This is a genomic window from Streptomyces sp. NPDC047525 (assembly GCF_040643025.1).
Classification (GTDB): Bacteria; Actinomycetota; Actinomycetes; order Streptomycetales; family Streptomycetaceae; genus Streptomyces; species Streptomyces durmitorensis.
Genome location: NZ_JBEYTL010000006.1, coordinates 342647 through 369208, shown reverse-complemented (window position 1 = coordinate 369208; position 26562 = coordinate 342647). Strand labels below are relative to the sequence as shown.

Below are 26562 nucleotides of genomic sequence, written 5' to 3'. Positions count from 1 at the left end.
AGACGGGCTGTCGGAACTATGGCAGTGATGCATGAACCGGTAAAGCTCCAGTTTCGAGCACGATGCCCAATCGTTACCTTCGTTCGCATCGAGGTTGCGAACACCCGCAGCCCACCTGGGCCCATTCAATGGCAGCTGATTCAACAGGAGGACTAGACCGGTTTACTAAACCAGGGCTAGGTTGACCGGCGTCGTACACGACCCGGGCACTCTCGCCTGCCGATTGGAGCCGCAGCATGAAGGACGTCACCCAACTGCCGGAAGGCTGGAGCCTCAGCCACGACGGGGCATCACTGGATGCCCGCGTACCCGGCTGCGTCCACACCGACCTGCTCACCGCGGGCCTGATTCCCGACCCCTTCCTCGGCCTCAACGAGCGGGAGATCGCCTGGGTGGGGCGCCGCGCGTGGACGTACAGCCGCACACTGGCCGCGGACGAGACCGGCCAACAGGGCTATGAGCGGGCCGACTTGGTCTTCGACGGCCTGGACACGGCGGCCCATGTCAGCCTCGCCGGCGAGACGCTGGGGCGCACCCGCAACATGCATCGCTCCTACCGCTTCGACGTCACGGGCCGCGCGGGCGAACTGCGGGTCGAGTTCGCGTCCGCCTACGAAGAGGCGGACGCTGTACGGGAGTTGACCGGTGCGCGGCCGAACGTCTATCCCGAGCCCTCGCAGTACATCCGCAAGATGGCGTGCAGCTTCGGATGGGACTGGGGCCCGACCGTGGTCACCGTCGGCATGTGGCGCCCGGTGCGCCTGGAACGCTGGTCGACGGCCCGCATCGCGCGCGTCCGCCCGCTGGTGACCGTCGATGGCACCACCGGGCGCGTAGAGCTGTGTGTCGACGTCGAGCGCTCTCGTCAGGGCGCTGACCGCCGTCTGATCGCGCGTGCCGCGGTCGCCGGGGCCGAGGCGCGGGCCGAGGTGGAGGGCGACGCCGTCACCCTGGTGCTCCAGGTCCCCGACGTGGCGCTGTGGTGGCCGCGCGGCTACGGCGAACAGCCGCTCCACGACATCGAGTTGACGCTCTTCGAGGCCGCGGCCCAAGACGCGCCGCTCGACACGTGGAATCGCCGGATCGGTTTCCGCAGCGTCGAGCTCGACCGTGAGGCGGACGCGCACGGCACCGGCTTCACCCTGGTCGTCAACGGCGTCCGCGTCTTCGCGCGCGGGGTCAACTGGATCCCCGACGACGTCCTTCCCTCGCGCGTCACCCCCGAGCGCTATCGCACCCGGCTCGCCCAGGCCGTCGACGCCAATGTCGACCTCGTCCGCATCTGGGGCGGCGGCATCTACGAGGACGACGCCTTCTACGACGCCTGCGACGAACTCGGCCTGATGGTCTGGCAGGACTTCCTCTTCGCCTGCTCCGCGTACCCGGAGGAGCAGCCGCTGCGGGGCGAGGTGGAGGCCGAGGCGCGGGAGAACGTCGTACGTCTCATGCCCCACCCCAGCCTCGTCCTGTGGAACGGCAACAACGAGAACCTGTGGGGCTTCCGTGACTGGGACTGGGAGCCCGAGCTGGCCGGGAACTCCTGGGGTGAGGGCTACTACCTGGGGCTGCTGCCACGCGTGGTCGCCGAGCTCGACCCCACCCGCCCCTACACCGCCGGCAGCCCCTGGTCGGGCTCCTGGGACCACCACCCCAACGACCCCGACCACGGCACCCATCACTCCTGGGAGGTGTGGAACCGCCAGGACTACACGGAGTACCGCGCGAACGTGCCGCGCTTCGTGGCCGAGTTCGGCTGGCAGGCGCCCCCCGCGATGGCCACGCTGCGCCGCGCCCTGCCCGGCGAGGAACTCGCCCCCGACTCCCCCGGCATGCTCCACCACCAGAAGGCCGAGGACGGCAACGGCAAGCTCAACCGCGGTGTGGCGCGCCACTTCGCCCTGCCTGAGGACGACTTCGACCGCTGGCATTACCTCACCCAGGTCGTCCAGGCCCGTGCCGTCGCCACCGGCATCGAACACTGGCGCTCCCACTGGCCGCGCTGCGCGGGCACCGTCGTCTGGCAGCTCAACGACTGCTGGCCGGTCAGCTCCTGGTCCGCGGTCGACGGCGACGGCCGCCTCAAACCGCTCCACCACGAACTGCGCCGCGTCTACGCCGACCGGCTCCTCAGCCTCCAGCCGCCCCAGGACGAGGGCGGCGGGCCGGAACTGGCGTTGATCAACCAGTCCGGCTCACCCTGGAGCACCACGGTGACGCTGCGCCTGATGCGGGCCGACGGCACGGTCGCCGCCCGGACCAGCCTGGAGCGGACCGCCGCGCCACGCTCGGTGCTGCGTCTCGCGGTGCCACCGGAGGTCGCTGTGGCCACGGGCTCGGCCAAGGAGTACCTGGTCGCCGATGCCGACGGTCTGCGCGCGCTGCACTTCGGCGTCCGGGACCGGGACTTCTCCTACCCGGAGCCGCGCTTCGAGGTCGTCGTGGAGTCCGTGGCCGGCGACCGGGATACAGTCGACGTCGTGGTGACCGCTCAGACCCTGGTACGTGACCTGCTGCTGCAGGCCGACCGCATCGCACCGCACGCCCGCGCGGACCGGGGCCTGCTGACGCTGCTGCCCGGCGAGCGGACCCGTATCCGCGTGCACGGCGCGCGGGACGCGGGGGCCAACCGGATCAGGGCGGCGCTCTACTGCGTGGAACCCGCGTGAGCGCGCCCACCGACCGCGTCACGATCAAGGATGTCGCGGCCCGCGCCGGGGTGTCCAAGGGGGCCGTTTCCCTGGCGTTCAACCACAAGCCGGGCGTCTCGGAGGCGACCCGCGAGCGGATCTTCGCGGTCGCGCGTGAGCTGGGCTGGGCACCGAACTCCTCGGCGCGGAGCCTGTCCAACCAGCGCGTCGACACGATCGGCCTTGCCATCTGCCGCCCGGCCCGGCTGCTCGGGCTCGAACCGTTCTACATGGAGTTCATCTCCGGCATCGAGAGCGTCCTCGCCGAGCGTTCCTGCTCCCTGCTGCTGCGTCTGGTCAGCGACCTGGAGGAGGAGATCACGCTCCAGGAGACCTGGTGGAAGGGGCGCCAGGTGAGCGGCTCGATCCTGGTGGACTTCCACGAGAACGACCCCCGCATCGAGCCGCTCCTGGCTCTTGGCCTACCGGCGGTGGCGGTCGGGGACCCCGAGCTCACCGGCGGCTTCCCGTGTGTGTGGACCGACGACGCCACGGCGGCCGCGGAGGCCGTGCGCTATCTCGCCGCGCTCGGGCACCGGCGCATCGCACGGGTCGGCGGGCCCGCGGGTCTCGGCCACAGCGCGATCCGTGCCACCGCGTTCAGCGGCACGATGCGGGAACTGGGCCTGGACGCCGGGCTGCAGATCTCGACCGGATTCGCGGGAGAGGAGGGCGCGCGGGCCACGCGCTCGCTGCTGCTCGGCCATGACCGTCCGACGGCCATCGTGTACGACAACGACATCATGGCTGTCGCCGGTCTCGGCGTCGCCTCGGAGATGGGCATCCCCGTACCGGAAGAGTTGTCGCTGCTCGCCTGGGACGACTCGCAGCTGTGCCGTCTGACGCATCCGACGTTGTCGGCGATGAGCCACGACGTGCACGGCTTCGGCGCCGAGGTGGCACGCCAGCTCTTCACCGTCATCGCTGGTTCCCCCGCCGCCTCCCACCCCGTTCCCACCCCTGCCCTGACGCCCCGTGGTTCCACGGCGGCGCCGCCCTCCGCGCACTGAGACGCTCGGTGGGTCGTGCCCGCGGGCACGACCCACCGGGCCTCCGCCGTCGCGGACGGACGCACTGACCGCACTGACCGCGCTGGTCAGTTGCGTGGCTCGCGGTGCTTCTCGCCTCGCGCCTTGCTGAAGACGCCCGCTTCCTCGGCGGTCTCCTTGATGCCGTCGGGCCCGTTGAACAGGCGCTCGCCCCAGGGGGTCAGCCGGCCGCCGTCGAAGTCGCTGACCAGGTCGAGGTACTCGACCCCGCCGCCGTTGCCGCTCCAGGACCAGCCCATGTAGCCGACACCCAGGGACCGGGCTGTGGCCATGATGGCGGCCTCGTCCGGATTTCCGTCCGAGTGCATGTCGCCGAACTCACCGACCACAATGGGGAGTTTCGCCGAAGTGAACCGTCCCAGATAATCGCTGATTTCTTCCTTGGTGTCGAACACGCCGTACATGTGGATCGAGAAGACGGTGTTCTTGTCGGGATCCGCGGCAAACACACCCGCCGCGTTGTCCCGCATCGTGAACGACCAGTCCTGACCCCAATTGGGCGCGTCGACCATCAGGGTGTTCGCGATTCCCGCGGCTCGCATCTTGGTGATCGCGGACTTGGTGTCGCCGGTCCAGCCGCCGTATCCGGTATTTCCGTACGGCTCGTTTCCGATGTTGACGATGACGTACTTCTCCTGGCCCTTCACGCCGTCCTGGACACTGAGCCAGTACTCGACCGCCTTGGCCAGCGAGACGGCGCTGCCCTGCTCCCCGTAGCCGGTGGTGTCATGGGCCTCCAGGACGCAGATGAGGCGGCTTCGCTTGCACTCGCCCACGACACGGGCGACGTCGGCGGTATCGTTCTTGGTCCACTGCGCCCCGGTGCTCAGCACCACGCGCACGGAGTTGGCGCCCTGTGCCTTGATGTCCTTGAGTGCCTGGTCGGTGCGGTCCGGGTACCAGGTGTGGGCGTGGTTGACGCCGCGCAGGACGAAGTCGTCCCCGTTGGCGTCCAGCAGGCGTCCGTCGCTCACCCGGAACCCGGGCACCTCCGCTGCCGCCTGGGCGGGTTGGGTCGCAGCGCAGAGGGCGGCGCACAGGGCGAGTGCGGCTCCTGCCGCGGTGGTCAGTCGCGTTCTCTTCATGGGCGTGCTCCCGGCACGGTCATGCGTACGCCGAATCAGGTCAGTCGCATTCGGCGACGCTGGGTCTTGTTGTGGGTCGGCCGCCCTCCAGTGGAATTCCCCTGCTTCTGGAGGCGCGGTCGCATTGCTGTCCTTTCAAGCCGAGAAACGGCACTCGGGCAGCATTCATCTGCCTTCGAGGCGGCACACGGAACACTCGAAGTCGCGGTACACGCACGGAAGTTCCGTGGGTTCTCCCCTTCGGCAGTTCACGAGGCTAGGGCGATGCGAGGGGCTGCACAACACTTTCAACGGAACCGGTTAAGTAGCTCTCGCGAACGGCAGCCCGCGGGACCGGCGGGTAGGGTCGACTCCCGCACGACGAACCGGTTGAGTACGTACGGGAGAATCAATGAAGCGGCCGACGATCGCGGACATCGCTCAGCGGGCGGGCGTCTCCAAGGTCGCGGTGTCCTATGCCCTCAATGATCAGCCCGGCGTCTCCGCCCAGACCCGCGCGAGCATCAAGGCCATCGCCGACGAGCTCGGCTGGCGGCCCAGCAGCGCGGCACGGGCCCTCACCGGGGCCCGGGCGCGCGCGGTGGGGCTCGCGGTCTGCCGGCCGGCCCGCACCCTGAGCGTCGAGCCGTTCTTCATGGAGCTCATCAGCGGCATCGAGTCGGTGCTCGCCCCGCTCTCGTACGCACTGATGCTCCAGACGGTCACCACGGCCGAGGACGAGATCGAGCTGTACCGGCGCTGGTGGGGCGAGGGGCGGGTGGACGGCGGGCTCTTGGTCGATCTGCGCGAGGCCGACCCGCGGGTGCCCGCCCTCGAGGACCTGAAGCTGCCCGCGGTGGTGCTCGGGCCGCCGGAGGCCGCGGGCCGGTTCCCCTCCGTGTGGTCCGACGACGGCGCGAGCATGCGGGACACGGTGCGCTACCTCGCGACGCTGGGCCACCGCCGCATCGCACGGGTGGCGGGGCCCGCCCGGCTCGCCCACACCGCGGTGCGCGATGCGGCGTTCCACACCGCGTGCCAGGAAGCGGGGCTGCCCCGGCCGACCGTCGTGCACACCGACTACACCGGGGAAGAAGGAGCGCGGGCCACCCGAAGACTGCTGATCGCACCCGAACGCCCCACCGCCGTCGTCTACGACAACGACATCATGGCCGTGGCCGCACTCTCGGTCGCCCAGGAGCTCTCCCTCCACGTCCCCCGCGATCTCTCGGTCGTGGCCTGGGACGACTCTCCCTTCACCCAGGTCGTGCGCCCCCAACTCACCGCCCTGACCCGCGACATCGCGGCCTATGGCGCACACGCCGCCTCGACCCTCCTGGCGTCGATGGACCAGGGTTCGGCCCCGAGCGTGGTCGCCACCGCGGCGCGCCTCGTGCCGCGCGGCAGCACCAGCCCACCGCCACGCACCCCGAGCACCGGTTGACCGCGCCGGTCCCGTACTCGCGCACACTCCATCCGGCACAATCCCCCGTATGAAGACTGCCGGTATGGAGATCGCCGAACACCTTGAAGTCCTCGACGCGGAAGGCACGTTGCTGGCCCGCGCAGCCGAAGCGGCCGGGACGAGTGCCAAGGTGACCACCTGCCCCGACTGGACCGTGCGCGATCTGCTGCGGCACACGGGAGCGGTGCATCGGTGGGCGGCGGCGTTCGTCGCCGACGCGCACACCTCGCCGCGGCCCATCGGCGACGCGCCGGACCTGGACGGCGCGGACCTGCTCGACTGGTACCGGCAGGCGCACGGCGACCTGGTCGCCACGCTGCGCGCCGCCGCGCCCGACGTGCAGTGCTGGGCGTTCCTGCCCGCTCCGAACCCCCTCGCGTTCTGGGCGCGGCGGCAGGCGAACGAGACGGCCGTCCACCGCGTGGACGCCGAGTCCGCGCGCGGGGGTGCGCCGTCACCGATCGGTACGGAGTTCGCGGCTGACGGGATCGATGAGCTGCTCCGCGGGTTTCACGCGCGCGCCCGCAGCAGGGTGCGCACCCAGGAGCCCCGGGTCCTGCGCGTACGGGCGACGGACGCGGGCGCGGACGCCGTGTGGACCGTGCACCTGTCCCCGGAACCGCCCGTCACGGAGCGGGGCGACGACGGTCCGGCCGAGTGCGAGCTTTCGGGGCCCGCCGAGCACCTCTACCTCGCACTGTGGAACCGCGCGCCGATCCCGCACGTCACCGGCGACACCGCGCTGAGCACCCTGTGGAGCGAGACGTCGGGCGTGTGAGACCCGGGCTGCCTGCACCCGGGGCTACTTACGCCCAGGGCTACTTGGAGCCGGGTTCCGCCAGCATCCGGCCGAGGACCGCGCGCTGCAGCGGCCGCACCTCCGCGTGCAGTTCGCGTCCCTTGCCGGTGAGCACGACCCGCACCCCGCGCCGGTCCTCGCTGCACATGGCGCGCTCCACGAGGCCGTCCTTCTCCAGTCGGCCGATGAGGCGGGACAGCGCGCTCTGGCTCAGGTGCACCCGGCCCGCGATGTCCTGCACGCGGTAGGCGCAGTCACCGTCGGCCGCGGCGCCCTCGGAGAGCACGTCGAGGACTTCGAAGTCGCTGGCCCCGAGGCCGTGCTCACGCAGGGCGTTGTCGAGTTCGCACAGGGTGCGCGCGTGCACCGCGAGGATGTCGCGCCATTGGTCCACGAGCCCTTGCTCGGCCTTCTTCGCCGCCATGACATCGCACGGTAGCAGAAAAGGCCCCCTTTGTTGCATCGGAATTAAATGCACTTGCACTCAATGCACACGCATGTACTGTGCTCCGCATGACTTCTCCGCTCACAGCTGTCTCCGCGTCCCCGGAGCGCTGGTCCCCGCGTCTGTGGGGCACGCTGCTCGTGCTCTGCGCCGCGATGTTCCTCGATGCGCTCGACGTGTCGATGGTCGGCGTCGCCCTGCCCTCCATCGGCTCCGAACTGAACCTCTCCACCTCGACCCTGCAGTGGGTCGTCAGCGGCTACATCCTCGGCTACGGCGGCCTCCTGCTCCTGGGCGGCCGCGCCGCCGACCTGCTCGGCAGGCGTCGCGTCTTCTTGATCGCACTCGCCGTCTTCGCCCTCGCCTCGCTGCTCGGCGGGTTCGTCGACTCCGGTCCGCTGCTGATCGCCAGCCGCTTCATCAAGGGTCTGAGCGCCGCGTTCACCGCGCCCGCGGGCCTGTCCATCATCACCACGACGTTCGCCGAGGGCCCGGTCCGCAACCGCGCGCTCACCATCTACACCACCTGCGCCGCCACCGGCTTCTCCATGGGTCTCGTCCTGTCCGGACTGCTCACCGAGGCCAGCTGGCGCCTGACGATGCTGCTGCCCGCGCCCATCGCCGTCATCGCGCTGATCGCCGGACTCAAGCTGATCCCGCGCAGCGCCCGCGAGAAGAACGTCGGCGGATACGACGTGCCGGGCGCCGTCACCGGCACGGCGGCGATGCTGCTGCTCGTCTTCACCGTCGTCGAGGCGCCGGAGGCCGGCTGGGCCTCGGCCCGCACCCTCCTGTCGTTCCTCGCCGCGGCCGTGCTGCTCGCCGTCTTCGTACGCATCGAACTGCGCACCGCGAGCCCGCTGATCCGCCTGGGCGTCCTGCGCTCGGGACCCCAACTCCGGGCGCAGATCGGCGCGATGACCTTCTTCGGCGGCTACGTCTCCTTCCAGTTCCTGGCCACGCAGTACTTCCAGACCCTGCTCGGCTGGTCCGCCCTGGAGACCGCGCTGGCCTTCCTGCCCGCGGGCGCCCTGGTCGCGCTGTCGTCCACGAAGGTCGGTTCGGTGATCGACCGGTTCGGCACACCGCGGGTCATCGTGGCGGGCTTCGTCCTGCTCGTCGCCTCGTACGTCCTGTTCCTGCGCGTCAGCCTCACCCCGTCGTACGCCTCCATGATCCTGCCGTCCATGATCCTGCTCGGCTTCGCGTGCGCCCTGGTCTTCCCCTCGCTCAACATCCAGGCCACCAACGGCGTGCACGACGACGAGCAGGGCATGGTGTCGGGCCTCCTGAACACCTCGATCCAGGTGGGCGGCGCGATCTTCCTCGCCGTCGTCACTGCCGTGATCACCGCGGCCTCCCACGGCGCGGATGCCTCGCCGCAGGCCGTGCTCGACAGCTACCGTCCCGGCCTGATCGTGGTCACGGCCATCGCGGTGGCCGGGCTCCTGATCACCCTCACCGGGCTGCGGCCCCGCCGCAGGCGTCCCGGACAGGAGACGATCGTGGTCGTGAAGTCCGTGCGGCGTGAGGCCGACGAGGAGCGGGTGGCCGTGCGCGACTGACCGCACCGATCATCAAACCCCGGCCTCCGGTGGGCAGTTGCTTGCCCACCGGAGGCGCACCCCTGACACTCGGGACATGGGGCAACGGACGCAGGCCCAGCGCGACGAGGCCACCGTGGAGATCGGTTTCGCACTCTTCGTCGCCACGACGCTCGCGGGTGCCGCCTTCTTCGCCGTGCCGGTGGCGGCCCACTTCCTCGGCATGTCATCGCCCTCGGGGCACACGCTGAACCGGCTCGGCAGGATCGCCGCCGCCGCTGTCTTCGTCGTGTCCGTGGTGACGGTTCTCGTGCGCCACCGGCGGGCGCGTCAGCCGAGCCAGCCGGGGCGCACCAGGCCTGACTCGTAGGCCAGGACGACCAGTTGGGCGCGGTCTCGGGCGCCGAGCTTCACCATGGTCCGGCTGACGTGGGTTTTCGCGGTGAGCGGGCTGACGACCAGACGACGGGCGATCTCCTCGTTCGACAGGCCGATGCCGACCAGCGCCATCACCTCCCGTTCCCGCTCGGTGAGTTCGCCGAGCGGCTCGGGGCCCGTGGGCTCCTTGGAGCGGGCGGCGAACTCGGCGATCAGACGACGCGTCACGCCGGGCGACAGCAGCGCGTCGCCGTCGACCACCGCGCGGACGGCGCGCAGCAGTTCCTCCGGCTCAGTGTCCTTGACCAGGAAGCCCGACGCCCCGGAGCGGATCGCCTCGAAGACGTACTCGTCCAGCTCGAAGGTGGTGAGCATGACCACCTTCACTTCGTTCAGATCCGGCTCGTCGGTGATCCTCCGGGTCGCGGCGAGGCCGTCGAGCAACGGCATGCGGATGTCCATCAGGACGACATCGGGGCGCAGTTCGCGCACCATGCGCACCGCCTCCTCGCCGTCCGCCGCCTCGCCCGCGACCTCGATGTCCCGCTGGGCGTCGAGCAGCGCCTTGAAACCGGCCCTGACCAGCGACTGGTCGTCGGCGAGCAGTACGCGGATCACTGGTCCTCCTGAGGTGCCGAGCGGGTGGGCAGTACCGCGGTGACCCGGAATCCACCGTCCGGGCGCGAGCCAGCCTCGATCGTGCCATTCAGGGCGGCGGCGCGCTCGCGCATCCCCGCAAGACCGTTGCCGCTGCCTCCCGCGTCCGCGCCGGTGGCGGGGCCGTCGTCGTCCACGCGCAGGGTGAGCGCCGCGGCCTCGTACCGCACGAGCACGCGCGCGTGCCGCGATCCGGAGTGCCGTACGACGTTGGTCAGGGCCTCCTGGACGATGCGGAAGGCGGCGAGGTCGACGCCGGGCGCCAGCTTCTTGCCGGTGCCCTGTGTGTCGACCTCGACGGTGAGTCCCGTACTGGCGGCCTGCTGCACGAGTTCGGGCAGGCGGTCGAGCCCCGGGGCCGGGGCGCGGGGTGCCTCACCGGGCGTACGCAGGGTGTCCAGGACCTGCCTGACCTCTCCGAGTGCCTCCTTGCTCGCGGCCTTGATGGTGGTCAGGGCGGTGCGGGCCTGCTCGGGATCGGAGTCGAGCAGCGCGAGGCCGACGCCCGCCTGGACGTTGATCACGGAGATGCTGTGCGCGAGGACGTCGTGCAGCTCGCGCGCCATGCGCAGGCGCTCCTCGTCGGCGCGCCGCTTGGCGGCCTGTGCGCGCTCGGCACGCTCCTTCATCCACTGCTCGCGGCGCACGCGGGCCAGCTCGGACACGGCGATGATGGCGACCACCCAGACGGCGACGACGGTCTCCTCGCCCCAGGTCCGTGCGTTGTCGCCGTCCGGCGGCAGCCATCTGTAGAGCCAGTGCGCGACAAGGAGATGTCCCGCCCACAGCATCCCGACGGCCCCCCACGCCGCGCGCCGGTGCCCGGAGACGACCGCGGCGAAGCAGCCGACGGCGACGGTGATCAGGACCGGGCCGTACGCATACCCGGCGCCGAGGTAGACCAGCGCGGTCCCTGCCGTGAAGTACGCGACCGGGACGGGATGGCGGTGGCGCAGCAGGAGCGAGAGCGTGCCCGCGAGCAGCAGGAGCCGGGCCCAGATGTCCAGGTCCTGCCGGTCGAGCTGGCCCTCGGCGGCGTACTTCGAGCCGACTTGCACGAACGCGGTGATGGCCAGCGTCGTCAGCCACGGCAGCCTGCTGACGTCCCCCGCGTCGTCGCGTCGGTTCCACCAGGGCGGCCCCTGCCGCCATGCCGGCGGTCCGCCCCAGGGCAGGGGCGGACCGCCGCGCCTGTGTTCGCGCTGCTCATCCATGACGGCAACGCTAGACCGCGCGGTGGGCGGCGGGCGTCAGCCGAGCGTGGCGATCACGCGTACTCCCGCTGGAGTACCTCGGGGGTCTTGTCACCCTCCGGGACTTCGTGCAGGCCGAAGCGCCGGTGCAGCCGGCGCAGCGGACCGGGCGCCCACCAGTTGGCGCGGCCCGCGAGCCGCATGGCGACCGGCAGCAGGACGACGCGGATGAGGGTGGCGTCCACGAGGATCGTCAGGGCGGTGCCGACGCCCAGTTCCTTGAGGAAGACGACGCCCCCGGTCGCGTACGTGAGGAACGAGAGCGCGAGGATCCCGGCCGCCGCGGTGATCAGCGGGGCACTTTGCCGGATCCCGGTCGCCACCGCCCGCTCCGTGTCGCCGACCCGCTCGTACTCCTCCTTGATCCGCGCCAGCATGAACACCTCGTAGTCCATCGACAGGCCGTAGGCGACGCAGAACATCAGCACCGGGATGCTCGGCTCGATCGACCCGGTGGGCGTGAAGCCGAGGAGCCCCGACAGGTGGCCCTCCTGGAAGACCCACACCAGGCACCCGAACATCACCGACAGGCTGAGCAGATTGAGCACGGTCGCCTTGGCGGGCAGGAGCAGGCTGCCGGTCATCAGGAAGAGGATGGCGAAGGTGGCGACGAGGATCAGGCCGACGGCGTACGGAAGGCGGTCCAGGAGGGTGGCGCGGAAGTCGGTGGTCTCGGCCGGGTAGCCGCCGACCAGGGCGGCCGCGGGGGCCGGGGTGTCACGGACGGCACCGACGAGGGCGGGTACGTCGCCGCGCATCGCCGCCTGGGCCGGGATCAGCGCCAGGCGGGATCCTCCTCCTCTGGGTGCGATCTCCGAGGGCCCGGTGCGGTGGCCGTCCTGGTAGCTGCCGGTCGGGGCGTCCACCTGGAACACGCCCTGGATGCGGGAGAGTTCGGCGGCGTACCGCTGCGTGGCCCCGGCGCTCGCCGCCTCCCGGAGCACGACCTGGACGGCGTCGGTCGGTTCGGCGGGGAACTCCTTGTGGATGGTCTCGGAGGTGGTGCGGGACGAGGTGCCGGTGGGCAGGGTCCGCTCGTCCGGCAGCCCGAACCGCAGGCCGAGCAGCGGTGACGCGGCGAGCAGCAGGAGGCCGACCACGGCCGCGCCCGCGGCGACCGGGTGGCGCATCGCGGCGAGGGCGACCCGCTGCCACAGGCCACCGGCCGTGCGCTGCGGGCGCTCCACGCGGTGGCCCCAGCGGGCGAGCGCGGCGGGCAGCAGAAGCAGCGCTCCGGCCACCGCGGTCACGACGACGAGCACTCCCGCGTACGCGAAGGAGCTCAGGAAGAAGAACGGGAACACGAGCAGGGCGCAGAGCGAGACGGCCACGGTGACCCCGCTGAAGATCACGGTGCGTCCGGCCGCGGCGGTCGCGCGGACCACGGCGTGCGGCTGGACGTGCCCCGCGTGGCGTTCCTCGCGGTAGCGGTTGATGACGAAGAGGCTGTAGTCGATGCCGAGTCCGAGGCCGAGGACGAGTGCGAGATTCGCCGCGAACGTCGACACCTCGGTGACCTGCGCGATCGCCCGGAGCCCCGCGAGCGTGCCGACGACCGAGAGCAGCCCGACGCCGACGGTGAGCAGGGCCGCCGCGGTGCGCCGGTAGACGAGGATCAGCAGGAGCACGACGGCGGGCAGGGCGAGCATCTCGGCGCGCAGGAAGTCGGTGCGTGCCTGCTCGCCGACCTGCCGGGAGATCTCCTCCTGCCCGCCGACGGAGACCGTCAACTGTGCTGTGGTGCGGGAGAGTTGTGGCGAGAGGGTGGCGAGCCGCTCGCGGGTGTCCGTGGCGTTGCCCTCCAGGCGGGCGAGGATCAGGGCGCGTTCGCCGTCGGAGGCGCGCAGGGCCGGGCTCTTGCCGGTCCAGTAGGCGCTGACATCGGTGATGCCGGGGATGTCCCGTACCTCGGCGGCCAGTTGGCGCGCAGCGGCCGTCGTGCGCGGTGAGTCGACGTCGCCGTCGCGGGCCGTGACGAGGAGCGCGAGGTTGGGGTTCCCCGTGCCGTACTCCTCGCGCAGGATGTCGGCCGCGCGCACGGACTCGGTGCCCGGCGCGTCCCAGCGCGCGAGGTCGAGGTCGGCCTGGGCGCCGGCTCCGTAGGCGCCGAGGCCGAGGAAGGCCAGTACCACGCCGATCAGCACGGCGCGGCTGCGCCGCACCACGAAACGGCCGAGCCGGGTCAGCATCGCTGTCTGCCTCTCTCCCGGGACCCCCGTACGGGATCCGGTGCCGCCACCGTCGCGGCCACCGCTGGAAGGGCCACTGGAAGACCCGCTGGAAGATCCACTGGAACGCGGGCGGGCGGGTGCGGGCGGGTGCCGGGTTACGCTCGGCGCATGGGTGGTGTGGGGATGTCCGCGGGGATGCGCTTCGAACTGCTGGGTCCGCTGCGGGCGTTGCGCGGCGCCGAGGAGGTGCCGCTCGGCCCGCCGAAGCAGCGCGCCGTGCTCGCGGTCCTGCTCCTCCAGGAGGGGCGGCCTCTCTCGTACGAGGGCCTGGTCGACGCCGTATGGGGTGACGAACCCCCGGTCCATGTGCGCAATCTCGTGCAGAAGTACGTCTCCGGGGTGCGGCGCGCCTTCGCGTCCGGGGGCACGACGGACAGCCCGGCCCTGACGTGGACCGGCAGCGGCTACCGGCTCTCCGGAGCGGTCGCCGACGATCTGCGCGAGCGGCGGCAGTTGGTCGACGCGGCGCTCGCCGCGCGTGACGCGGGGCAGCTGCGCCACGCGGGCGAACTCGTCGACCGAGCCGAGGCGTTGTGGCGCGGCGAGTTCGCGGAGGGGCTCAACGCCCCGTATCTGGCGGCGGAACGGCTCCGGTGGCGCGAGAAGCGGCTCACCGTCCTGGAGGCCCGGATCGCCGGGGAGATCGAACTCGGCCGCTCCTTCGAGTACGTCCACGAACTGATCAGGCTCGTCGCCGCCCACCCTCTGCGCGAGCGCTCGGTCGAGCTCCTGATGAACGCCCTTTACCGCACCGGCCGTTCCTCGGACGCCCTGCTCGCCTTCGAGGAGGCACGGCACCGGATCGCGGACGCCATGGGCGCGGACCCGGGCCCCGCGCTGCGGTCCCTGCACGAGCGGATGCTGCGCCAGGACCCGGAGCTCCTCACCACGCGGACGTCAGCTCCCGTGCCGGCGGCCTGAAGGCGCTCACTCCGATCGATGGGCCGGAGGCTACTTCTGCTCCAACAGGCCCACACCATGGGCGAGTTGAGTGACCGAGTAGGAGAAGAAGACCGAACGGTCCTCGACGACGCGATTGAACTGCCCGAACACCTCGAAGCCCACGAGCCCGAACAGCTGGGCCCATGCCGCGACCATCGCCGCGATCACCGCGGGCGGCAGATCGGGCGCCAGATCCGCAGCCATCCGCTCGGCCTCGGGACGCAGCCCGCCCGGCAGCGGCCGCACGGCGACTCCGCGCCCCTGATGGGCGTCGCGCACGATGCCGATGAGCAGCAGCCCGACGCGGGCCGCGGCCTCGATCGTGGAGGCGGGCGCGCTGTAGCCGGGGACGGGCGAGCCGTAGATGAGGGCGTACTCATGGGGATGCGCGAGCGCCCAGGACCGCACGGCCTCGCACACGACCGTCCAGCGCCGCACGGGTTCGGCCGACGCGACCTCGGCGTGCGCACCCTCGGCGGCGGTACCGAGGGAGTCATAGGCGTCGATGATGAGGGCGGTCAGGAGCTCGTCGCGGCTGGGGAAGTAGCGGTAGAGGGCGGAGGAGACCATGCCGAGTTCGCGGGCCACGGCGCGCAGCGAGAGCTTGGCGGCGCCGTCGGCCGCCAGCTGTCTGCGCGCCTCGTCCTTGATGGCGGCGGTGACTTCGACTCGGGCGCGGGCCCTGGCCCCGCTGGTGGCACTACTCATACGGGCAGTGTGCCACGGGTTCGGAGCAGTGCGCTAAAACGGGAGCGGCGCACTCATTCAAGAGCGCCGCACATTTTCGAGAGCACTGCTCTTGAAATAGGGCACCGATCTCGTGCACACTGCTCTTAAGCGAGAGCAGTGCTCTCGGAACCTCTCCCGACTCAGGCGGTCACCATGTCTTCCTCCTCGTCCTCAGCGTCCTCCTCCGGCTCCCCCGCCCCCTACTACCTCAAGGGCAGCCCCCTTAACGTGCGGCTCAACAGCATGATCGGCTGGCTGGCGCGGCGCGGCGTCAGCCTGATGGGGTCGGCCGAGCTCTCCGTACGGGGCCGCAAGAGCGGCCAGATGCAGCGCGTCCCGGTGAACCCGTTCACGTACGAAGGCAGCCAGTACCTGGTCTCGGCCCGTGGGCACTCGCAGTGGGTGCGCAACATGCGCGTCGCGGGCGGCGGCGAGCTGCGCGTGGGGCGCAAGGTCCGGGCGTTCACGGTCGAGGAGGTCGCGGACGCCGAGAAGCTGCCGCTCCTGCGCGGCTATCTGGAGAAGTGGGGCTGGGAGGTCAACCAGTACTTCAAGGGCGTCACCGCCAAGTCCACGGACGCGGAGATCGAGGCGGCCGCCGCCGACCACCCCGTCTTCCGCGTCACCGTCACCAAGTGACCTACCGGTCGAGCGCGCTCAGTGCCCGTCCCGCCAGCGGATGGTTCCGCACCAGCTCGCCCAGCGTCGTCGAGCCACGGGTGATCCTCGCGAACGCGTTCCACGCGGGCCGGAACCCGGTGATCGCCGCGTGCAGCGCGCCCGGACGGCGCTCGAAGAGGGTGAGCATGCGCCGCCCGACGCTCATCTCGACGCCGAGTCCCGCCTTGACGGCGAAGGCGTAGTTCAGAGCCTGGCGGCGGGCGTCGACCGCGTCGTGCGCCTCGCCGATCCGCACGGCCCACTCCCCCGCGAGGCGCCCCGAGCGCAGCGCGAAGGAGATGCCCTCGCGGGTCCACGGCTCAAGGAGCCCCGCCGCGTCACCGCACACCACGACCCGGCCGCGCGAGAGCGGCGAGTCGTCGCTGCGACAGCGCGTCAGGTGGCCGGAGGAGATGCTCGGCTCGAAGCCCGCGAGGCCGAGGCGGGCGATGAAGTCCTCCAAGTACCGCTTGGTGGCCGAGCCTTCGCCGCGCGCGGAGATGACACCGACGGTGAGCGTGTCGCCCTTGGGGAACACCCATCCGTAACTGCCCGGCATCGGGCCCCAGTCGATGAGCACCCGGCCCGCCCAGTCCTCGGCGACGCTCTGCGGCACCGGGATCTCGGCCTCCAGACCGAGATCCACCTGGTCGAGCTTCACGCCGACATGTGCTCCTATGCGGCTCGCGCTGCCGTCGGCCCCGACGACCGCGCGGGCGAGCACCGTCTCGCCGCCCTGCAGCACCACGGCGACCGTGCGCCGGTCAGGCACCGATGAGCCGTGCTGCTCCACGCGCGCGACGGTGACGCCGGTGCGCACCTCGGCGCCCGCCTTCTGCGCGTGCTCGACCAGTTGCTGGTCGAACTCGGGGCGGTTGATGAGCCCGAAGAGCATCTGCTTCGAGCGGCGGGTGCGGGAGAACTTGCCGTCCAGGGAGAACGTCACCGCGTGCACCCGGTCCCTGAAGGGCAGTTCGAACCCGGGCGGGAGCGCGTCACGCGAGGGGCCGATGATGCCGCCGCCACACGTCTTGTACCGGGGCAGTTCGGCTTTCTCCAGGACGAGGACGCTACGTCCCGCGACGGCTGCCGCATAGGCCGCCGACGCCCCGGCGGGCCCTGCTCCCACCACGACGACGTCCCACACGTACTGAGCGTCGTCCGCTGAGTTCTCGCTGCTCACGTTGGTCTACCGCTCCCGATCCAGCTGTTGGCCGCGCTTTCCAAGGCATCCTACGGCGGGCACCTCCGGCACCCTCCTGTGGGAGGATCACCACACCCGCATACGTACAACGTCGCACCTACGAGGAGCGTGCCCATGTCGCCGGATCCGATCGCCGAGACCGTCGCCTCACTCATGCCGAAGGCGAAGGCGGAGCTCACCGAACTGGTGGCCTTCAAGTCGGTGGCGGACTTCGATCAGTTCCCCAGGAGCGAGAGCGAGGCCGCCGCGAACTGGGTGGCGGACGCGCTGCGCGCCGAGGGGTTCCAGGACGTTGCCCTGCTCGACACCCCGGACGGCACGCAGTCGGTGTACGGCCTGCTGCCGGGCCCCGAGGGCGCTCCCACGGTGCTGCTCTACGCGCACTACGACGTGCAGCCGCCGCTCGACGAGACGGCCTGGACCAGCCCGCCGTTCGAGCTGACGGAGCGCGATGGCCGCTGGTACGGACGCGGCAGCGCCGACTGCAAGGGCGGCGTCCTCATGCACCTGCTCGCGCTGCGCGCCCTGAAGGCGAACGGCGGCGTCCCGGTGACCGTCAAGGTGATCGCCGAGGGTTCCGAGGAGCAGGGCACGGGCGGTCTCGAGCGGTACGCCGAGGAGCACCCCGACCTGCTGACGGCGGACACGATCGTCATCGGCGACGCGGGCAACTTCCGGGTGGGCCTGCCGACGGTCACCGCGACACTCCGCGGCATGACGCTCGTACGCGTCCGCGTCGACACTCTCGAGGGCAATCTGCACTCGGGACAGTTCGGCGGTGCGGCCCCGGACGCCCTCGCGGCGCTGGTGCGCGTCCTCGACTCGCTGCGTGCGGAGGACGGCTCGACGACGGTCGACGGGCTCACGGGCGACGAGGTGTGGGACGGGCTTCAGTACGAAGAGGACGACTTCCGCAAGGACGCCAAGGTCCTCGACGGCGTCCGGCTGGTCGGCAAGGGCACGGTCGCCGACCGCATCTGGGCGCGCCCCGCGGTCACGGTGCTCGGCATCGACTGCCCGCCGGTGGTCGGCGCGACGCCGTCCGTGCAGGCGGCCGCGCGGGCGCTGATCAGTCTGCGGGTGCCGCCGGGCGTGGACGCGGCCGAGGCCACCAAGCTGCTGCAGGCGCACGTGGAGGCGCACACGCCGTGGGGTGCGCAGGTGACCACCGAGCAGATCGGGCAGGGCCAGCCCTTCCGCGCGGACACCACGAGCCCGGCGTACGCGGCGATGGCGGAGGCGATGGGCGAGGCGTACCCGGGCGAGGAGATGCAGTACGCCGGACAGGGCGGCTCGATCCCGCTGTGCAACACCCTCGCCGCGCTCTACCCCCGTGCGGAGATCCTGCTGATCGGTCTGAGCGAGCCCGAGGCGCAGATCCACGCGGTCGACGAGAGCGTCTCCCCCCAGGAGCTGGAGCGGCTCTCGGTCGCGGAGGCACTGTTCCTCCAGAAGTACGCGGCGAACTGAGCCACCGGGCGGGCAGGGCTGATCGGCTGTGGGCAGGGGTGCTGGGGTGAATCCCGCTGCCCACAGCCAAGACCCCTCGCCCGCCACGCGGTCTCTTGCTCGCCGCCGTCGACGGGTACGACCCGGGCTGACGCCGGGGGCCTCCGACGGTCACTGGGGGCCGACCGGGACTCCCGCCTCCAGGTACAGGGCGACCCCGCGCTCCCGTGCGCGCAGGGCCCAGCGCAGCCGTTCGTAGCGCACGGGAGGCAGGAGCCGTGCCGCCTCTTCCTCGGTGACGAAGCGGCAGTCGCGGAGTTCGGGGCCGGGCAGGAGCAACTGCCGGGCCTCGCCGCTGTCGAGGCTGCCGCCGTCGAAGAGGAACCGCATCCCTCCGTAGCCGGGCGGTGTGGGCGGCTCCCAGTCGACGACCAGGAGCCGGGGGGCTTCGGTCAGTTGGATGCCGGTCTCCTCGGCCACCTCGCGCATGCCCGCGCGCGCGGGCGCCTCGCCCGGTTCGACGACGCCGCCGGGGAACTCCCAGCCGGCCTTGTACGTCGGGTCGACGAGCAGCACCCGGTCCTGCTCGTCGAAGAGCAGCACCCCGGCGGCGAGCGTCTCCGCGGTGGGCTCCGGGGTCTGCACGATGTCGCAGACGGACGCGGCCCCGGTGCGTACGGCGTCGGCGATGCGCTCGGCGGTCTCGTACGGGGTGAGCGCGCCGGTGTCGATGCGGTGGGCGTCGGTGCCGAGCCAGCCCGCGAGTGCGGCGCGGTAGGGCTCGATGTGGTCGAACGACCACTGCCGCACGCGCATCTCGCCGTCCGGGAGGTCCGGGACGGGGCGGGCGGATATGCGTTGGCGCAGGATCGTTTCATCCGGGGCGAGGACAACGTGTCGTACGGCGATCCTGCGCGAGGCGAGGCCGCCGAAGATCTCGTCACGGTAGTCCTGCCGCAGCAGGGTCATGGGCACCACGAGGACGCCGCCGACCTCGGCGAGCAGGGCCGCCGCGGTGTCCACGACGAGCCGCCGCCAGATCGGCAGATCCTGGAAGTCGCTCACCTCGGCGAGGCGCTTGGGCGGCAGCAGGTCGGGCAGTCCGCCGCCGATGACCTCGGGGTCGAAGAGTGTGCTGTTCGGGATCAGCTCGATCAGTTCCCGTGCGGCGCCGGTCTTGCCCGCACCGAACGCGCCGTTGATCCAGACGATCACGGTTCCCCCTCTTCTGTTGGCCCCCTGTGGCTTGCCCGCAACACCCTGCCACGGAAACCAGGCCCTGATGAGGCGGTCATCGCCCAGGCCGAAAGGCGCCACGACATGTCAAGTGATTCGCATCCACTTCACCCCATCGGGTGGCAGTCACCGTGCATGAATCGTTCCCTCACTCCGGGGGAGGCCCTCCCCCGCTAGCGTGATCCGCCTGGCGCCCCAGCCCCTGGTGACCTCCTGAATCCGGCTCTGTCGAAGCACACCGCTGCCGCGAGGACCCGGCGACGTCAACCCTGGGGGGACACGTGCAACTCGATGCACTGAACGAATTCGCCTTCGAGGACTCCGACCACCAGCCACGCGTGTACGGCCATGACGGCGCGGTCGTCATCGAACTGCACGGTGAGATCGACCTGTTGGCCTACCAGCAAATGGCCCCGCTCCTCGACCCCATCACCGGTGGAACCGCGACAACCGTGGTCATCGACCTGACCCGGACCACGTTCTTCGACTGCTCCGGCGTCACCCTGCTGGTCCGCGCGCACCGCCGGACGACCGCGAGGGGCGCTCGCCTCTCCGTGGTCTGCACCCACCACCTGACGCTCCGCGTCCTGCGCCTCACGGGCCTCACTCCCGTGCTGTCACCGGTTCCTTCGCTGGAAGAGGCACTGGAGAGGGCGCCGGAGAAGGACTGAGTCCGCCCGGCAGGGTGGCGAATTCTCCGCTGGGGTGGGGCAGGGGTGCTGCGGGGTCCGGGCAGCATCATCAGCCTGCCCTGTATACGCCGTTGTGGGGAGTAGTCGCGCACGATGCATATATGCATTCCGTTCACACCCCGTGTGAACCGAGTGCTGCCTCAACGCAGTACGGCTGCCAGCAGGTCGCCGCCCAGTGCCGTCAGATCGGGCAGCTTGAGGGTGTAGCGGACGTAACGGCCCTGCCGCCGGTCCGTGACCAGGTCCGCGCGGCGCAGGACGGCGAGGTGACGGGAGACCTCCGGAGGCGAGAGTTCCCAGGCGTGGGCCAGCTCGCGGGTGGTGTGCGGGCCGCGGGCCAGGGTGCGAAGCAGCCGCAGCCGTACGGGATGCGACAGGGCCTCAAGGCGCAGCGTGACCGTCTCGAGCGACACCGGCTCCGACGGGCTCGGCTCGGCCACGGGGTACTGCACCACCGGCTGCCACCCCGGGGAGTGGACCGCCACCAGGTGCGGGCGGCCGAAGACACTGGGGATGAAGGTGACCCCGACGCCGTGGGCGGCGGTCGCCTTGTCCTGCAGCTTGTCCACGACGACGCAGACGCCGTCCGGTGTGAGGGTGACCGCGTCGGAGACCGAAGCGAGTGCCGCCCCGATGCCCTGGCGCTTCAACAGGTCGTTCTTCAGACGCAGGTCGGCGGCGAGCCGCACGACGACGCCCGCCCAGGCGGCGTCGAAGAAGGCCTCGGCGCACTGTTCGAGAGTGTCGCGCAACCGTGCCCGTACGGCGGCCGGGTCATCGAGCAGCCGTTCCGCGAAGGCCTCTTGCAGCGGGCCCCGGGCCTGGGCCAGGTCCAGGGCCCGCTCGCGCGCGGTCGGGTCGGTCAGCGGCGACACGGTGGCGAAGTGGGCCCGGGTTCTGCCGCACGTGGTGACGAGCGCGGCGGTCACATACGTCTCGTCGTCGATCCGGTCCACGTCGTCCAGCTCCTCGGCGAGGGTCGGCCGGGGGCGGGCGGGGACCAGGAAGTCGGCCTGCGAGGAACGCCAGAGGAACTCCGCCTCCCGCAACCGCTCGGCCAGCTCCGGCCGCAGCCCGGCCCAGACATCCCCTGCCCAGCCGGCGAGCTGCGGATGGTGCCCGGGTTCGGCGAGCACGTGCAGCATCGCGGTCAGTTCGGCCAGCGGGGACGCGGCGAACCGCAGCCGCTCGGACGGCAGTCCCCTGATGTCGATCCTCAGCGTCATCCCCGCATCATCACTGACGGGACGGCCCGCGAAGGCGTCGATTGACGGAGTCCGTCAACCGACGTGGCCGGACCGGCGGCCGAACGCACCGTTGTCGCCATGCCAACGCCAAGCACCACCAAGATCCGCCCCCGCACCCTCGTCCGTGCCTCCGGAGGCCCGCGCTATGCCGTCGCCCTGGCCGTGGACGCTCTCGGCACCGGCCTGCTGCGGCCCTTTCTGCTGCTCTACGGAGTGACGGTGCTGAGGCTGTCCGCACCGGCCACCGGCATCGGCATGACGGTCGGCGTCGTCATGGGACTCGTGTGCATGCCCGCGGTGGGCCGATGGCTGGACCGAGGCGCACGCAGCACGGTCGTGGCGGCGTCGATGCTGGTGCGGGTGGCGGGCGTGGCGCTGCTGCTCGCCACCCCGGCGGGACACGTCGGGCTGTTCGCGACGGCGGCGCTCCTCCTCGGCATCGGCAACCAGGCGTGGCCTGCCGCCCACGCGGCTCTCGTCGCCACGGTGGCCCACGGCCGGGAACGCGACACCGCTCTCGCGGCAGGCCGCGCCCTGCGCAACGCCGGCATGGGCGTGGGCGCGCTCATCGCCACCGCCTGCCTGGCGGGCGGCACCACCGCGTTGCAGGCGCTGGCAGCCGTCACCGGACTCGCGTACCTCACGGCGGCGGCCTTGGCGTGGTCGGTCCACCTGCACGCGCATCCGGCCGCCGCTCAGGCCGAGGACATGGACGGGGAGACCGGGCCCGCACCCCGGATGCGCGCGCTCCTGTCCGCCAACGTGATCTACGTCTTCTGCCTCAACGTCCCCGAAATCGCGCTCCCTCTCATCCTGGTGACACAGCTGCACGCGTCCCCGATGTGGTCGGCAGCCATCTTCGTGGCGAACACGGTGCTGGTGGTCACCCTGCAGGTGCCCGTCACCGTCCTGATGGCCCGCTTCTCCCGGCGGACCGTACTGGCTCTCTCCGGCGTGGTGCTCACCGCGTCCTACCTCGGCTTCCTCGCGGCCACCTCGCTCGGACACGGCTGGGGCGCCCCCGCCGTCGCCGCGGTGTCCGTCGTCTGCACCATCGGCGAGATCGTCTACGCCGGAAGCGCCACCGCGCTCGTCGCCGCCCTCGCGCCTGCCCATGTCCTTGGACGCGCCCTCGCCCGCTTCCAGCTCTCCACGGGCTTCGGCCTGGCCGTCTCCCCCATGGCCATCACCGCGCTCGCACCTCATGGCCCGGCCGCGCTATGGGGCAGCCTCGCCGCTGCCACGCTCGTCTCCGCGGGCGCCGTCGCCACCGAGAAGGACCAGGTCGCCCCGGTCAACCGGGTCGCCCCACCCTCCTGACATGCCCTCACCTGCGCTCCGTCGCGGCCCGGGCAGCGCGTGCACGGTTGGGCCACCTGGTTCTGGTGTACGCGTGGAAGTGGTCGCCTGCGTGGTCCTGCCCAAGGGTGCAGTGAAGGACATCACCGGGCCTCTCGTCCCAGCACAGGCCGGGAATGTCACGTGCGTACTTCGGGGCTTTCATGCGGAGCGCTCCGTCTGCTGGAGATGGTCGGTGTGCACCGTCCGACGATCTCAATCCCGCTGATCAGTGCGGGACATGACGGCCCGTGACACGGAGTGCATCATGCGGACGGCCGCGCGCTCGCAGCCTTCGCGGACGAATCCACGACGACAGATATTTCGACAGCGCTGTGCCCCGTCCCGGAATTCCGGGGCGGGGCACGGACGGGACGGGACACTGCACTGCACTGCACTGCACTGCAGAAATGCTGCGGTCCAATCGCTTTGGTCTAATACTTGCTGGTGCGCCAGCCACTCCAGGTGCCGTTCGCATTGCGCTCGTTGTACCAACGCGACTTGTTCTTGGCGAGGCAGGTGACGGCGAAGTTCCACTTGTTCGCCCAGGCCACGTCGATGGAGTGGCTGCCCGGGTAGTAACAGAAGCCGTTCTTCTTGGGGAGCTCCGTCCAGGCGCTCATGCCGCCACCGGGCGAGCTCCACTTGCTGTACACCCGGTGGTTGGTGCCGATCACGAAGACCTGGTTGTGCCCGTTCGGCAGCTTGTACCAGACGCTGCTCTTGCAGAGGAACCTTCCGCCCCAAGGCGCGGGGAATATACAGTCCCCGTTCGATCCGACCTCGGCGAGTTCACCGGTCTGCGGCGGCGGCACTTCTTCCGCCTGAACCGGCCCGCTGGAGGCGACAGCCGCGCCGCCGGCGAGGGCCAGCGCGGAGACTGAGCTTGCGATGATGTGGCGCGTTTTCCGGGCCATGAGCGACCTTCCCCCTGAGCAGTCTCTTTGTGGACTGCTTCACCGGAAAAGGTAAGGCCGCCATGAATTCGGTTCGTCAACCCAGTGATGGGCCGTGCGGTAAACCTTGGCGGTAGGGCCGCAAACCGGCGCAGTACCTGAGGTGTTACGGACGCGAGGGCCGCCGCGTGATCCGCGACGGCCCCGCTCGTCACCCTCCGGTACCGCCCGCACGACCCGTCGACGCGGACCGGCGATGACCGCTCAGCCCGGAGCCGGCCCCGCGCTCCCGGCATCCATGACCAGTCCCTCCGAGGGCCCTCGCGCAGGAGACCCTCGGGTCTCCTGCGGCTCCTCACCGGGGCGGGCCACCTCTCCGGCATCGGCGAGCCGGACGAGTTCGGCGAGCCAGCCCGGGGACTCGCCGCCGTCCATCACCGACCCTGCCGGGGCCTGCTCGGCCCCCGCCGCCCCGGCGGGCCCGGCGTCCACGGCGCCCGTGGCAGCGGTCTCCCCCGCCACGGAGAGCTGCCGCTCCGACGCGGCTTCCGGGGCCGCGCCCGCGTCCTCCGAGATCGTGACGTGCACCTTCATGGCTTCCCCCGTCTAGTTGAGAACCGCGTACCGGCCTTCGAAGTTCATCTGGGTGCTGCCGATGTTCTTCACCGTCAGCCAGTACGTGACCGTCGTGGCCGTGGCCCGTTCGACCTCGGTCTCCCACTCGATCTGCGAGCTGCCCGTCTGCGGTGTCGTCGGCATGAAGTACCAGATGACGTGCCAGCCCTGCGGCCAGTTGAAGGTGAACCAGCGCCCCGTCTGCCCGGGGTTGAGTGTTCCGGTGAACTGTGTGCCTACGCGCATCGTCGTTTTCCTCTCACCATCCGAGAACCGCGAACCGGGCCTCGAAGTCGACCGAGTCGGCCACGAGGTTCGTCACGTCGATCCAGTACGTCGCGTACGTGTCGTTGGCCCGCTCGACCCGGACCTTCCAGCCGATCTGCGGGGCGCCGGTGCGCGGACTGGTCGGGACGACCGTCCACACCACGTGCCAGTGGGCGGGCCAGTTGAAGGTGAACCAGCGGCCGGTGCGGTTCCCGGCGAGGGTGCCGCGGAACTGGACGCCGACCCAGCTGCTCGTCTGAAGGGCCGCCGGGATGAGCTGCCGCAGGTCGGGCCGCCTGCCGATGCGCTGGGTCGCCGGGCGGCCGGGCGCGTCCTGCTGCGGTGAACCGGTGGCGCGCAGCAGCTGCCGGGCCCGCGAGGGCGACAGCGGGATACGGCCACCGGCGCGCAGGACGCCCTGGGTGCTCGCCAGCGCACCCACGACGATCGGCGAGGCGCTGGACGTGCCACTGAACTGGTCCGTGTACCAGAAGTCTGGATTCGTGCCCGCCTGGAGGTCGCCGTATCCGGTGGTGGTCACCTCGCGTCCCCAGCCCTGCGCGTCCACGCAGGCGCCGTAGTTGGAGAAGTCGAGGCGGGACCGGTCAGGGCCGTGCTGGCGGCCGTGGGTGCCGGGCGGCGGCGCCCCGGCTCCGACGATCACGGCGCCGGCGTCCAGCGCGGTGCGCCGGAAGGGGTTGCGCCACCAGGAGGGGAAGCCCGCCCTGGGGGTGTCGTAGTCGGCGTGGTCCAGGTTCTCCGCGCCGTTGCCCGCGGCCTCGACGACGGTGATGCCCTTGTTGACGGCGTAGCGGATGGCCAGATAGTCGTCCGGCCACCACTCGACGGCTATGTACCCCACCTGACCGACGCCGGTCGCGTGCGGCCCCGCGCGGTGGATCTCCAGCAGGATGATGTCGCCGGGGCCCAGGCGGTCGGCGGCGTTCCGGATCGCCGTGGCCGTGGGGATCGAGAAGGCGGAGGCACTGGTGACCGCGTCCGGCGCGATCCCGGTGATCCCGAACGCGTTGACGTCGCCACCGATTTCGCCGAGCACGGCGGTGCCGTGGTTGGTGTCCGTGCTCCCGGTGCCGGAGACGATGCCGCCCTGGTTCAGCCGCAGGTCCTCATGCGTGAAGCGCCAGCCCCACTCGCAGTCGATCACCCGCACGCCGGAGCCGCGCCCGCCCGGCTGTGTCCACGCGTAGCGGGCGTCGACGCCACCCGGAGCCGCGTCGAGATAGCCCTGCCGGACGGTGAAGTCCGGGCTCACGGGCGGCGCGTCGGCGCCCGAGGGCTGCATGAGGTTGAGCGGTGAGAGCTCGGCCTCCTCGCTCTCCTTGCCCTCCTTCTTCTTCGGTACGACCTCGGGGACGGCGAGGGCGGCAGCGGGCTTGACGTAGGCGCCCTCCACGGCGTCCGACGCGCGGAGCCGCTCGGCCAGCTCGTCCAACTGGTCGGCCGGCGCGTCGACATGGAAGAAGAGCGCCATCCTGTCGAGGATCTCCATCGTGGCGTCGTCGGCCCCGGCGCCCACCGCGGCAGTCTCCGCCTGGGCGCGCAGCCTCTCCTGGTCGGCGCCGAAGAGCGGCCTGATGGTGACGTCCGCCTGGGCCGCCACGGCGTCGAGAGCGCTGACGGAGATGTCCGACGCGGCGGTCGCGCCGGTCGGGGTGATGCGTACCCCGGCGTCGGCGCGCGTGACGCACACCAAC

24 protein-coding genes are annotated in these 26562 nt (G+C 71.2%); 11 read left to right on the top strand and 13 right to left on the bottom strand.

Annotation, left to right across the window (positions count from 1 at the left end; all coding sequences use genetic code 11):
- Positions 1–236: 236 nt before the first annotated feature.
- Together ABZ833_RS19870 and ABZ833_RS19865 are read left to right on the top strand one after the other, a co-directional pair.
- Positions 237–2666: a glycoside hydrolase family 2 protein gene (locus ABZ833_RS19870; protein ID WP_361048364.1), complete on the top strand. Its 2430-nt coding sequence runs from the start codon at positions 237–239 to the stop codon at positions 2664–2666.
- Positions 2663–3697, top strand: coding sequence for a LacI family DNA-binding transcriptional regulator (locus ABZ833_RS19865; protein ID WP_361048362.1), 1035 nt, complete (start codon positions 2663–2665; stop codon positions 3695–3697). Before ABZ833_RS19870 ends, ABZ833_RS19865 begins: the two co-directional genes overlap by 4 nt.
- A gap of 86 nt (positions 3698–3783) precedes the next feature.
- Here ABZ833_RS19865 and ABZ833_RS19860 read toward each other — a convergent pair whose 3' ends face one another.
- On the bottom strand, positions 3784–4821 hold the full coding sequence (locus ABZ833_RS19860) for a glycoside hydrolase family 5 protein (RefSeq protein ID WP_361048360.1): 1038 nt from the start codon (positions 4819–4821) through the stop codon (positions 3784–3786).
- A gap of 391 nt (positions 4822–5212) precedes the next feature.
- Here ABZ833_RS19860 and ABZ833_RS19855 point away from each other — a divergent pair, with 391 nt between their 5' ends.
- Together ABZ833_RS19855 and ABZ833_RS19850 are read left to right on the top strand one after the other, a co-directional pair.
- Complete coding sequence (locus ABZ833_RS19855; RefSeq protein ID WP_361048358.1) at positions 5213–6244, top strand: LacI family DNA-binding transcriptional regulator; 1032 nt, start codon at positions 5213–5215, stop codon at positions 6242–6244.
- Positions 6245–6308: 64 nt separating this feature from the next.
- Positions 6309–7043, top strand: a complete 735-nt coding sequence (locus ABZ833_RS19850; protein ID WP_361048750.1) for a maleylpyruvate isomerase family mycothiol-dependent enzyme — start codon at positions 6309–6311, stop codon at positions 7041–7043.
- A gap of 40 nt (positions 7044–7083) precedes the next feature.
- Here ABZ833_RS19850 and ABZ833_RS19845 read toward each other — a convergent pair whose 3' ends face one another.
- Complete coding sequence (locus tag ABZ833_RS19845) at positions 7084–7488, bottom strand: MarR family transcriptional regulator (RefSeq protein ID WP_361048356.1); 405 nt, start codon at positions 7486–7488, stop codon at positions 7084–7086.
- Positions 7489–7577: 89 nt separating this feature from the next.
- On the opposite strand from ABZ833_RS19845, the gene ABZ833_RS19840 reads away from it, so the two are divergent.
- Positions 7578–9074, top strand: coding sequence for an MFS transporter (locus tag ABZ833_RS19840; RefSeq protein ID WP_361048354.1), 1497 nt, complete (start codon positions 7578–7580; stop codon positions 9072–9074).
- 76 nt (positions 9075–9150) lie between these two features.
- The gene (locus ABZ833_RS19835; protein ID WP_361048352.1) at positions 9151–9423 is read left to right on the top strand and encodes a DUF6332 family protein; all 273 of its coding nucleotides are present in this window, start codon (positions 9151–9153) and stop codon (positions 9421–9423) included.
- On the opposite strand, the gene ABZ833_RS19830 is transcribed toward ABZ833_RS19835, so the two are convergent.
- From ABZ833_RS19830 to ABZ833_RS19820, 3 genes are read right to left on the bottom strand one after another with little or no spacing between them, the layout of a single operon-like run.
- Entirely contained in the window at positions 9384–10049 is a 666-nt protein-coding gene (locus tag ABZ833_RS19830) for a response regulator transcription factor (protein WP_361048350.1), read from the bottom strand. The genes ABZ833_RS19835 and ABZ833_RS19830 overlap by 40 nt on opposite strands.
- Positions 10046–11302 carry a sensor histidine kinase gene (locus ABZ833_RS19825; protein WP_361048348.1) on the bottom strand — a complete coding sequence of 419 codons (1257 nt, stop codon included), beginning with the start codon at positions 11300–11302 and terminating at the stop codon, positions 10046–10048. Before ABZ833_RS19825 ends, ABZ833_RS19830 begins: the two co-directional genes overlap by 4 nt.
- Positions 11303–11355: 53 nt before the next feature.
- Complete coding sequence (locus tag ABZ833_RS19820) at positions 11356–13530, bottom strand: MMPL family transporter (protein WP_361048346.1); 2175 nt, start codon at positions 13528–13530, stop codon at positions 11356–11358.
- A gap of 150 nt (positions 13531–13680) precedes the next feature.
- Between ABZ833_RS19820 and ABZ833_RS19815 the strand changes: the two genes are divergently transcribed.
- Positions 13681–14493 (top strand): BTAD domain-containing putative transcriptional regulator, encoded by an 813-nt coding sequence (locus tag ABZ833_RS19815; RefSeq protein ID WP_361048344.1) that lies wholly within the window; start codon positions 13681–13683, stop codon positions 14491–14493.
- Between the two features lie 30 nt (positions 14494–14523).
- Here ABZ833_RS19815 and ABZ833_RS19810 read toward each other — a convergent pair whose 3' ends face one another.
- On the bottom strand, positions 14524–15222 hold the full coding sequence (locus ABZ833_RS19810) for a TetR/AcrR family transcriptional regulator (protein WP_361048343.1): 699 nt from the start codon (positions 15220–15222) through the stop codon (positions 14524–14526).
- 174 nt (positions 15223–15396) lie between these two features.
- On the opposite strand from ABZ833_RS19810, the gene ABZ833_RS19805 reads away from it, so the two are divergent.
- Positions 15397–15882, top strand: a complete 486-nt coding sequence (locus ABZ833_RS19805) for a nitroreductase family deazaflavin-dependent oxidoreductase (RefSeq protein ID WP_361048342.1) — start codon at positions 15397–15399, stop codon at positions 15880–15882.
- A 1-nt stretch (position 15883) separates the two neighbouring features.
- Here the strand turns inward: ABZ833_RS19805 and ABZ833_RS19800 are convergent, their stop codons facing one another.
- The gene (locus ABZ833_RS19800) at positions 15884–17086 is read right to left on the bottom strand and encodes a geranylgeranyl reductase family protein (protein ID WP_361048340.1); all 1203 of its coding nucleotides are present in this window, start codon (positions 17084–17086) and stop codon (positions 15884–15886) included.
- 135 nt (positions 17087–17221) lie between these two features.
- Between ABZ833_RS19800 and ABZ833_RS19795 the strand changes: the two genes are divergently transcribed.
- A complete protein-coding gene (locus tag ABZ833_RS19795; protein WP_361048338.1) occupies positions 17222–18577 on the top strand; it encodes a dipeptidase in 1356 nt (451 codons plus the stop codon).
- 150 nt (positions 18578–18727) lie between these two features.
- Here ABZ833_RS19795 and ABZ833_RS19790 read toward each other — a convergent pair whose 3' ends face one another.
- Positions 18728–19771 (bottom strand): NUDIX domain-containing protein, encoded by a 1044-nt coding sequence (locus ABZ833_RS19790; RefSeq protein WP_361048336.1) that lies wholly within the window; start codon positions 19769–19771, stop codon positions 18728–18730.
- 302 nt (positions 19772–20073) lie between these two features.
- On the opposite strand from ABZ833_RS19790, the gene ABZ833_RS19785 reads away from it, so the two are divergent.
- Positions 20074–20463, top strand: a complete 390-nt coding sequence (locus tag ABZ833_RS19785) for an STAS domain-containing protein (RefSeq protein WP_361048334.1) — start codon at positions 20074–20076, stop codon at positions 20461–20463.
- A gap of 161 nt (positions 20464–20624) precedes the next feature.
- Here the strand turns inward: ABZ833_RS19785 and ABZ833_RS19780 are convergent, their stop codons facing one another.
- A complete protein-coding gene (locus tag ABZ833_RS19780; RefSeq protein ID WP_361048332.1) occupies positions 20625–21710 on the bottom strand; it encodes a helix-turn-helix domain-containing protein in 1086 nt (361 codons plus the stop codon).
- Positions 21711–21809: 99 nt separating this feature from the next.
- Here ABZ833_RS19780 and ABZ833_RS19775 point away from each other — a divergent pair, with 99 nt between their 5' ends.
- Positions 21810–23051, top strand: coding sequence for an MFS transporter (locus tag ABZ833_RS19775; protein ID WP_361048330.1), 1242 nt, complete (start codon positions 21810–21812; stop codon positions 23049–23051).
- A gap of 452 nt (positions 23052–23503) precedes the next feature.
- On the opposite strand, the gene ABZ833_RS19770 is transcribed toward ABZ833_RS19775, so the two are convergent.
- The 4 genes from ABZ833_RS19770 to ABZ833_RS19755 all read right to left on the bottom strand — a co-directional run bounded on the left by ABZ833_RS19770 (position 23504) and on the right by ABZ833_RS19755 (position 26558).
- Positions 23504–23986, bottom strand: a complete 483-nt coding sequence (locus tag ABZ833_RS19770) for a hypothetical protein (RefSeq protein ID WP_361048328.1) — start codon at positions 23984–23986, stop codon at positions 23504–23506.
- Between the two features lie 243 nt (positions 23987–24229).
- Entirely contained in the window at positions 24230–24559 is a 330-nt protein-coding gene (locus ABZ833_RS19765) for a hypothetical protein (RefSeq protein WP_361048326.1), read from the bottom strand.
- A 12-nt stretch (positions 24560–24571) separates the two neighbouring features.
- Complete coding sequence (locus ABZ833_RS19760; RefSeq protein ID WP_361048324.1) at positions 24572–24826, bottom strand: hypothetical protein; 255 nt, start codon at positions 24824–24826, stop codon at positions 24572–24574.
- A 13-nt stretch (positions 24827–24839) separates the two neighbouring features.
- Positions 24840–26558, bottom strand: a complete 1719-nt coding sequence (locus tag ABZ833_RS19755; protein WP_361048322.1) for a S8 family peptidase — start codon at positions 26556–26558, stop codon at positions 24840–24842.
- Between the last annotated feature and the right edge of the window lie 4 nt (positions 26559–26562).

Excerpts from the sequence above, each read along its gene's own strand:
- ABZ833_RS19795 (WP_361048338.1), top strand. The coding sequence starts at position 17,222 with ATGTCGCCGGATCCGATCGCCGAGACCGTCGCCTCACTCATGCCGAAG.
- ABZ833_RS19805 (WP_361048342.1), top strand. The coding sequence starts at position 15,397 with ATGTCTTCCTCCTCGTCCTCAGCGTCCTCCTCCGGCTCCCCCGCCCCC.
- ABZ833_RS19840 (WP_361048354.1), top strand. The coding sequence starts at position 7,578 with ATGACTTCTCCGCTCACAGCTGTCTCCGCGTCCCCGGAGCGCTGGTCC.
- ABZ833_RS19760 (WP_361048324.1), bottom strand. The coding sequence starts at position 24,826 with ATGCGCGTAGGCACACAGTTCACCGGAACACTCAACCCCGGGCAGACG.
- ABZ833_RS19825 (WP_361048348.1), bottom strand. The coding sequence starts at position 11,302 with ATGGATGAGCAGCGCGAACACAGGCGCGGCGGTCCGCCCCTGCCCTGG.
- ABZ833_RS19765 (WP_361048326.1), bottom strand. The coding sequence starts at position 24,559 with ATGAAGGTGCACGTCACGATCTCGGAGGACGCGGGCGCGGCCCCGGAA.
- ABZ833_RS19870 (WP_361048364.1), top strand. The coding sequence starts at position 237 with ATGAAGGACGTCACCCAACTGCCGGAAGGCTGGAGCCTCAGCCACGAC.
- ABZ833_RS19780 (WP_361048332.1), bottom strand. The coding sequence starts at position 21,710 with ATGACGCTGAGGATCGACATCAGGGGACTGCCGTCCGAGCGGCTGCGG.
- ABZ833_RS19775 (WP_361048330.1), top strand. The coding sequence starts at position 21,810 with ATGCCAACGCCAAGCACCACCAAGATCCGCCCCCGCACCCTCGTCCGT.
- ABZ833_RS19835 (WP_361048352.1), top strand. The coding sequence starts at position 9,151 with ATGGGGCAACGGACGCAGGCCCAGCGCGACGAGGCCACCGTGGAGATC.
- ABZ833_RS19860 (WP_361048360.1), bottom strand. The coding sequence starts at position 4,821 with ATGAAGAGAACGCGACTGACCACCGCGGCAGGAGCCGCACTCGCCCTG.
- ABZ833_RS19820 (WP_361048346.1), bottom strand. The coding sequence starts at position 13,530 with ATGCTGACCCGGCTCGGCCGTTTCGTGGTGCGGCGCAGCCGCGCCGTG.
- ABZ833_RS19815 (WP_361048344.1), top strand. The coding sequence starts at position 13,681 with ATGGGTGGTGTGGGGATGTCCGCGGGGATGCGCTTCGAACTGCTGGGT.
- ABZ833_RS19855 (WP_361048358.1), top strand. The coding sequence starts at position 5,213 with ATGAAGCGGCCGACGATCGCGGACATCGCTCAGCGGGCGGGCGTCTCC.
- ABZ833_RS19850 (WP_361048750.1), top strand. The coding sequence starts at position 6,309 with ATGGAGATCGCCGAACACCTTGAAGTCCTCGACGCGGAAGGCACGTTG.
- ABZ833_RS19770 (WP_361048328.1), bottom strand. The coding sequence starts at position 23,986 with ATGGCCCGGAAAACGCGCCACATCATCGCAAGCTCAGTCTCCGCGCTG.
- ABZ833_RS19845 (WP_361048356.1), bottom strand. The coding sequence starts at position 7,488 with ATGGCGGCGAAGAAGGCCGAGCAAGGGCTCGTGGACCAATGGCGCGAC.
- ABZ833_RS19810 (WP_361048343.1), bottom strand. The coding sequence starts at position 15,222 with ATGAGTAGTGCCACCAGCGGGGCCAGGGCCCGCGCCCGAGTCGAAGTC.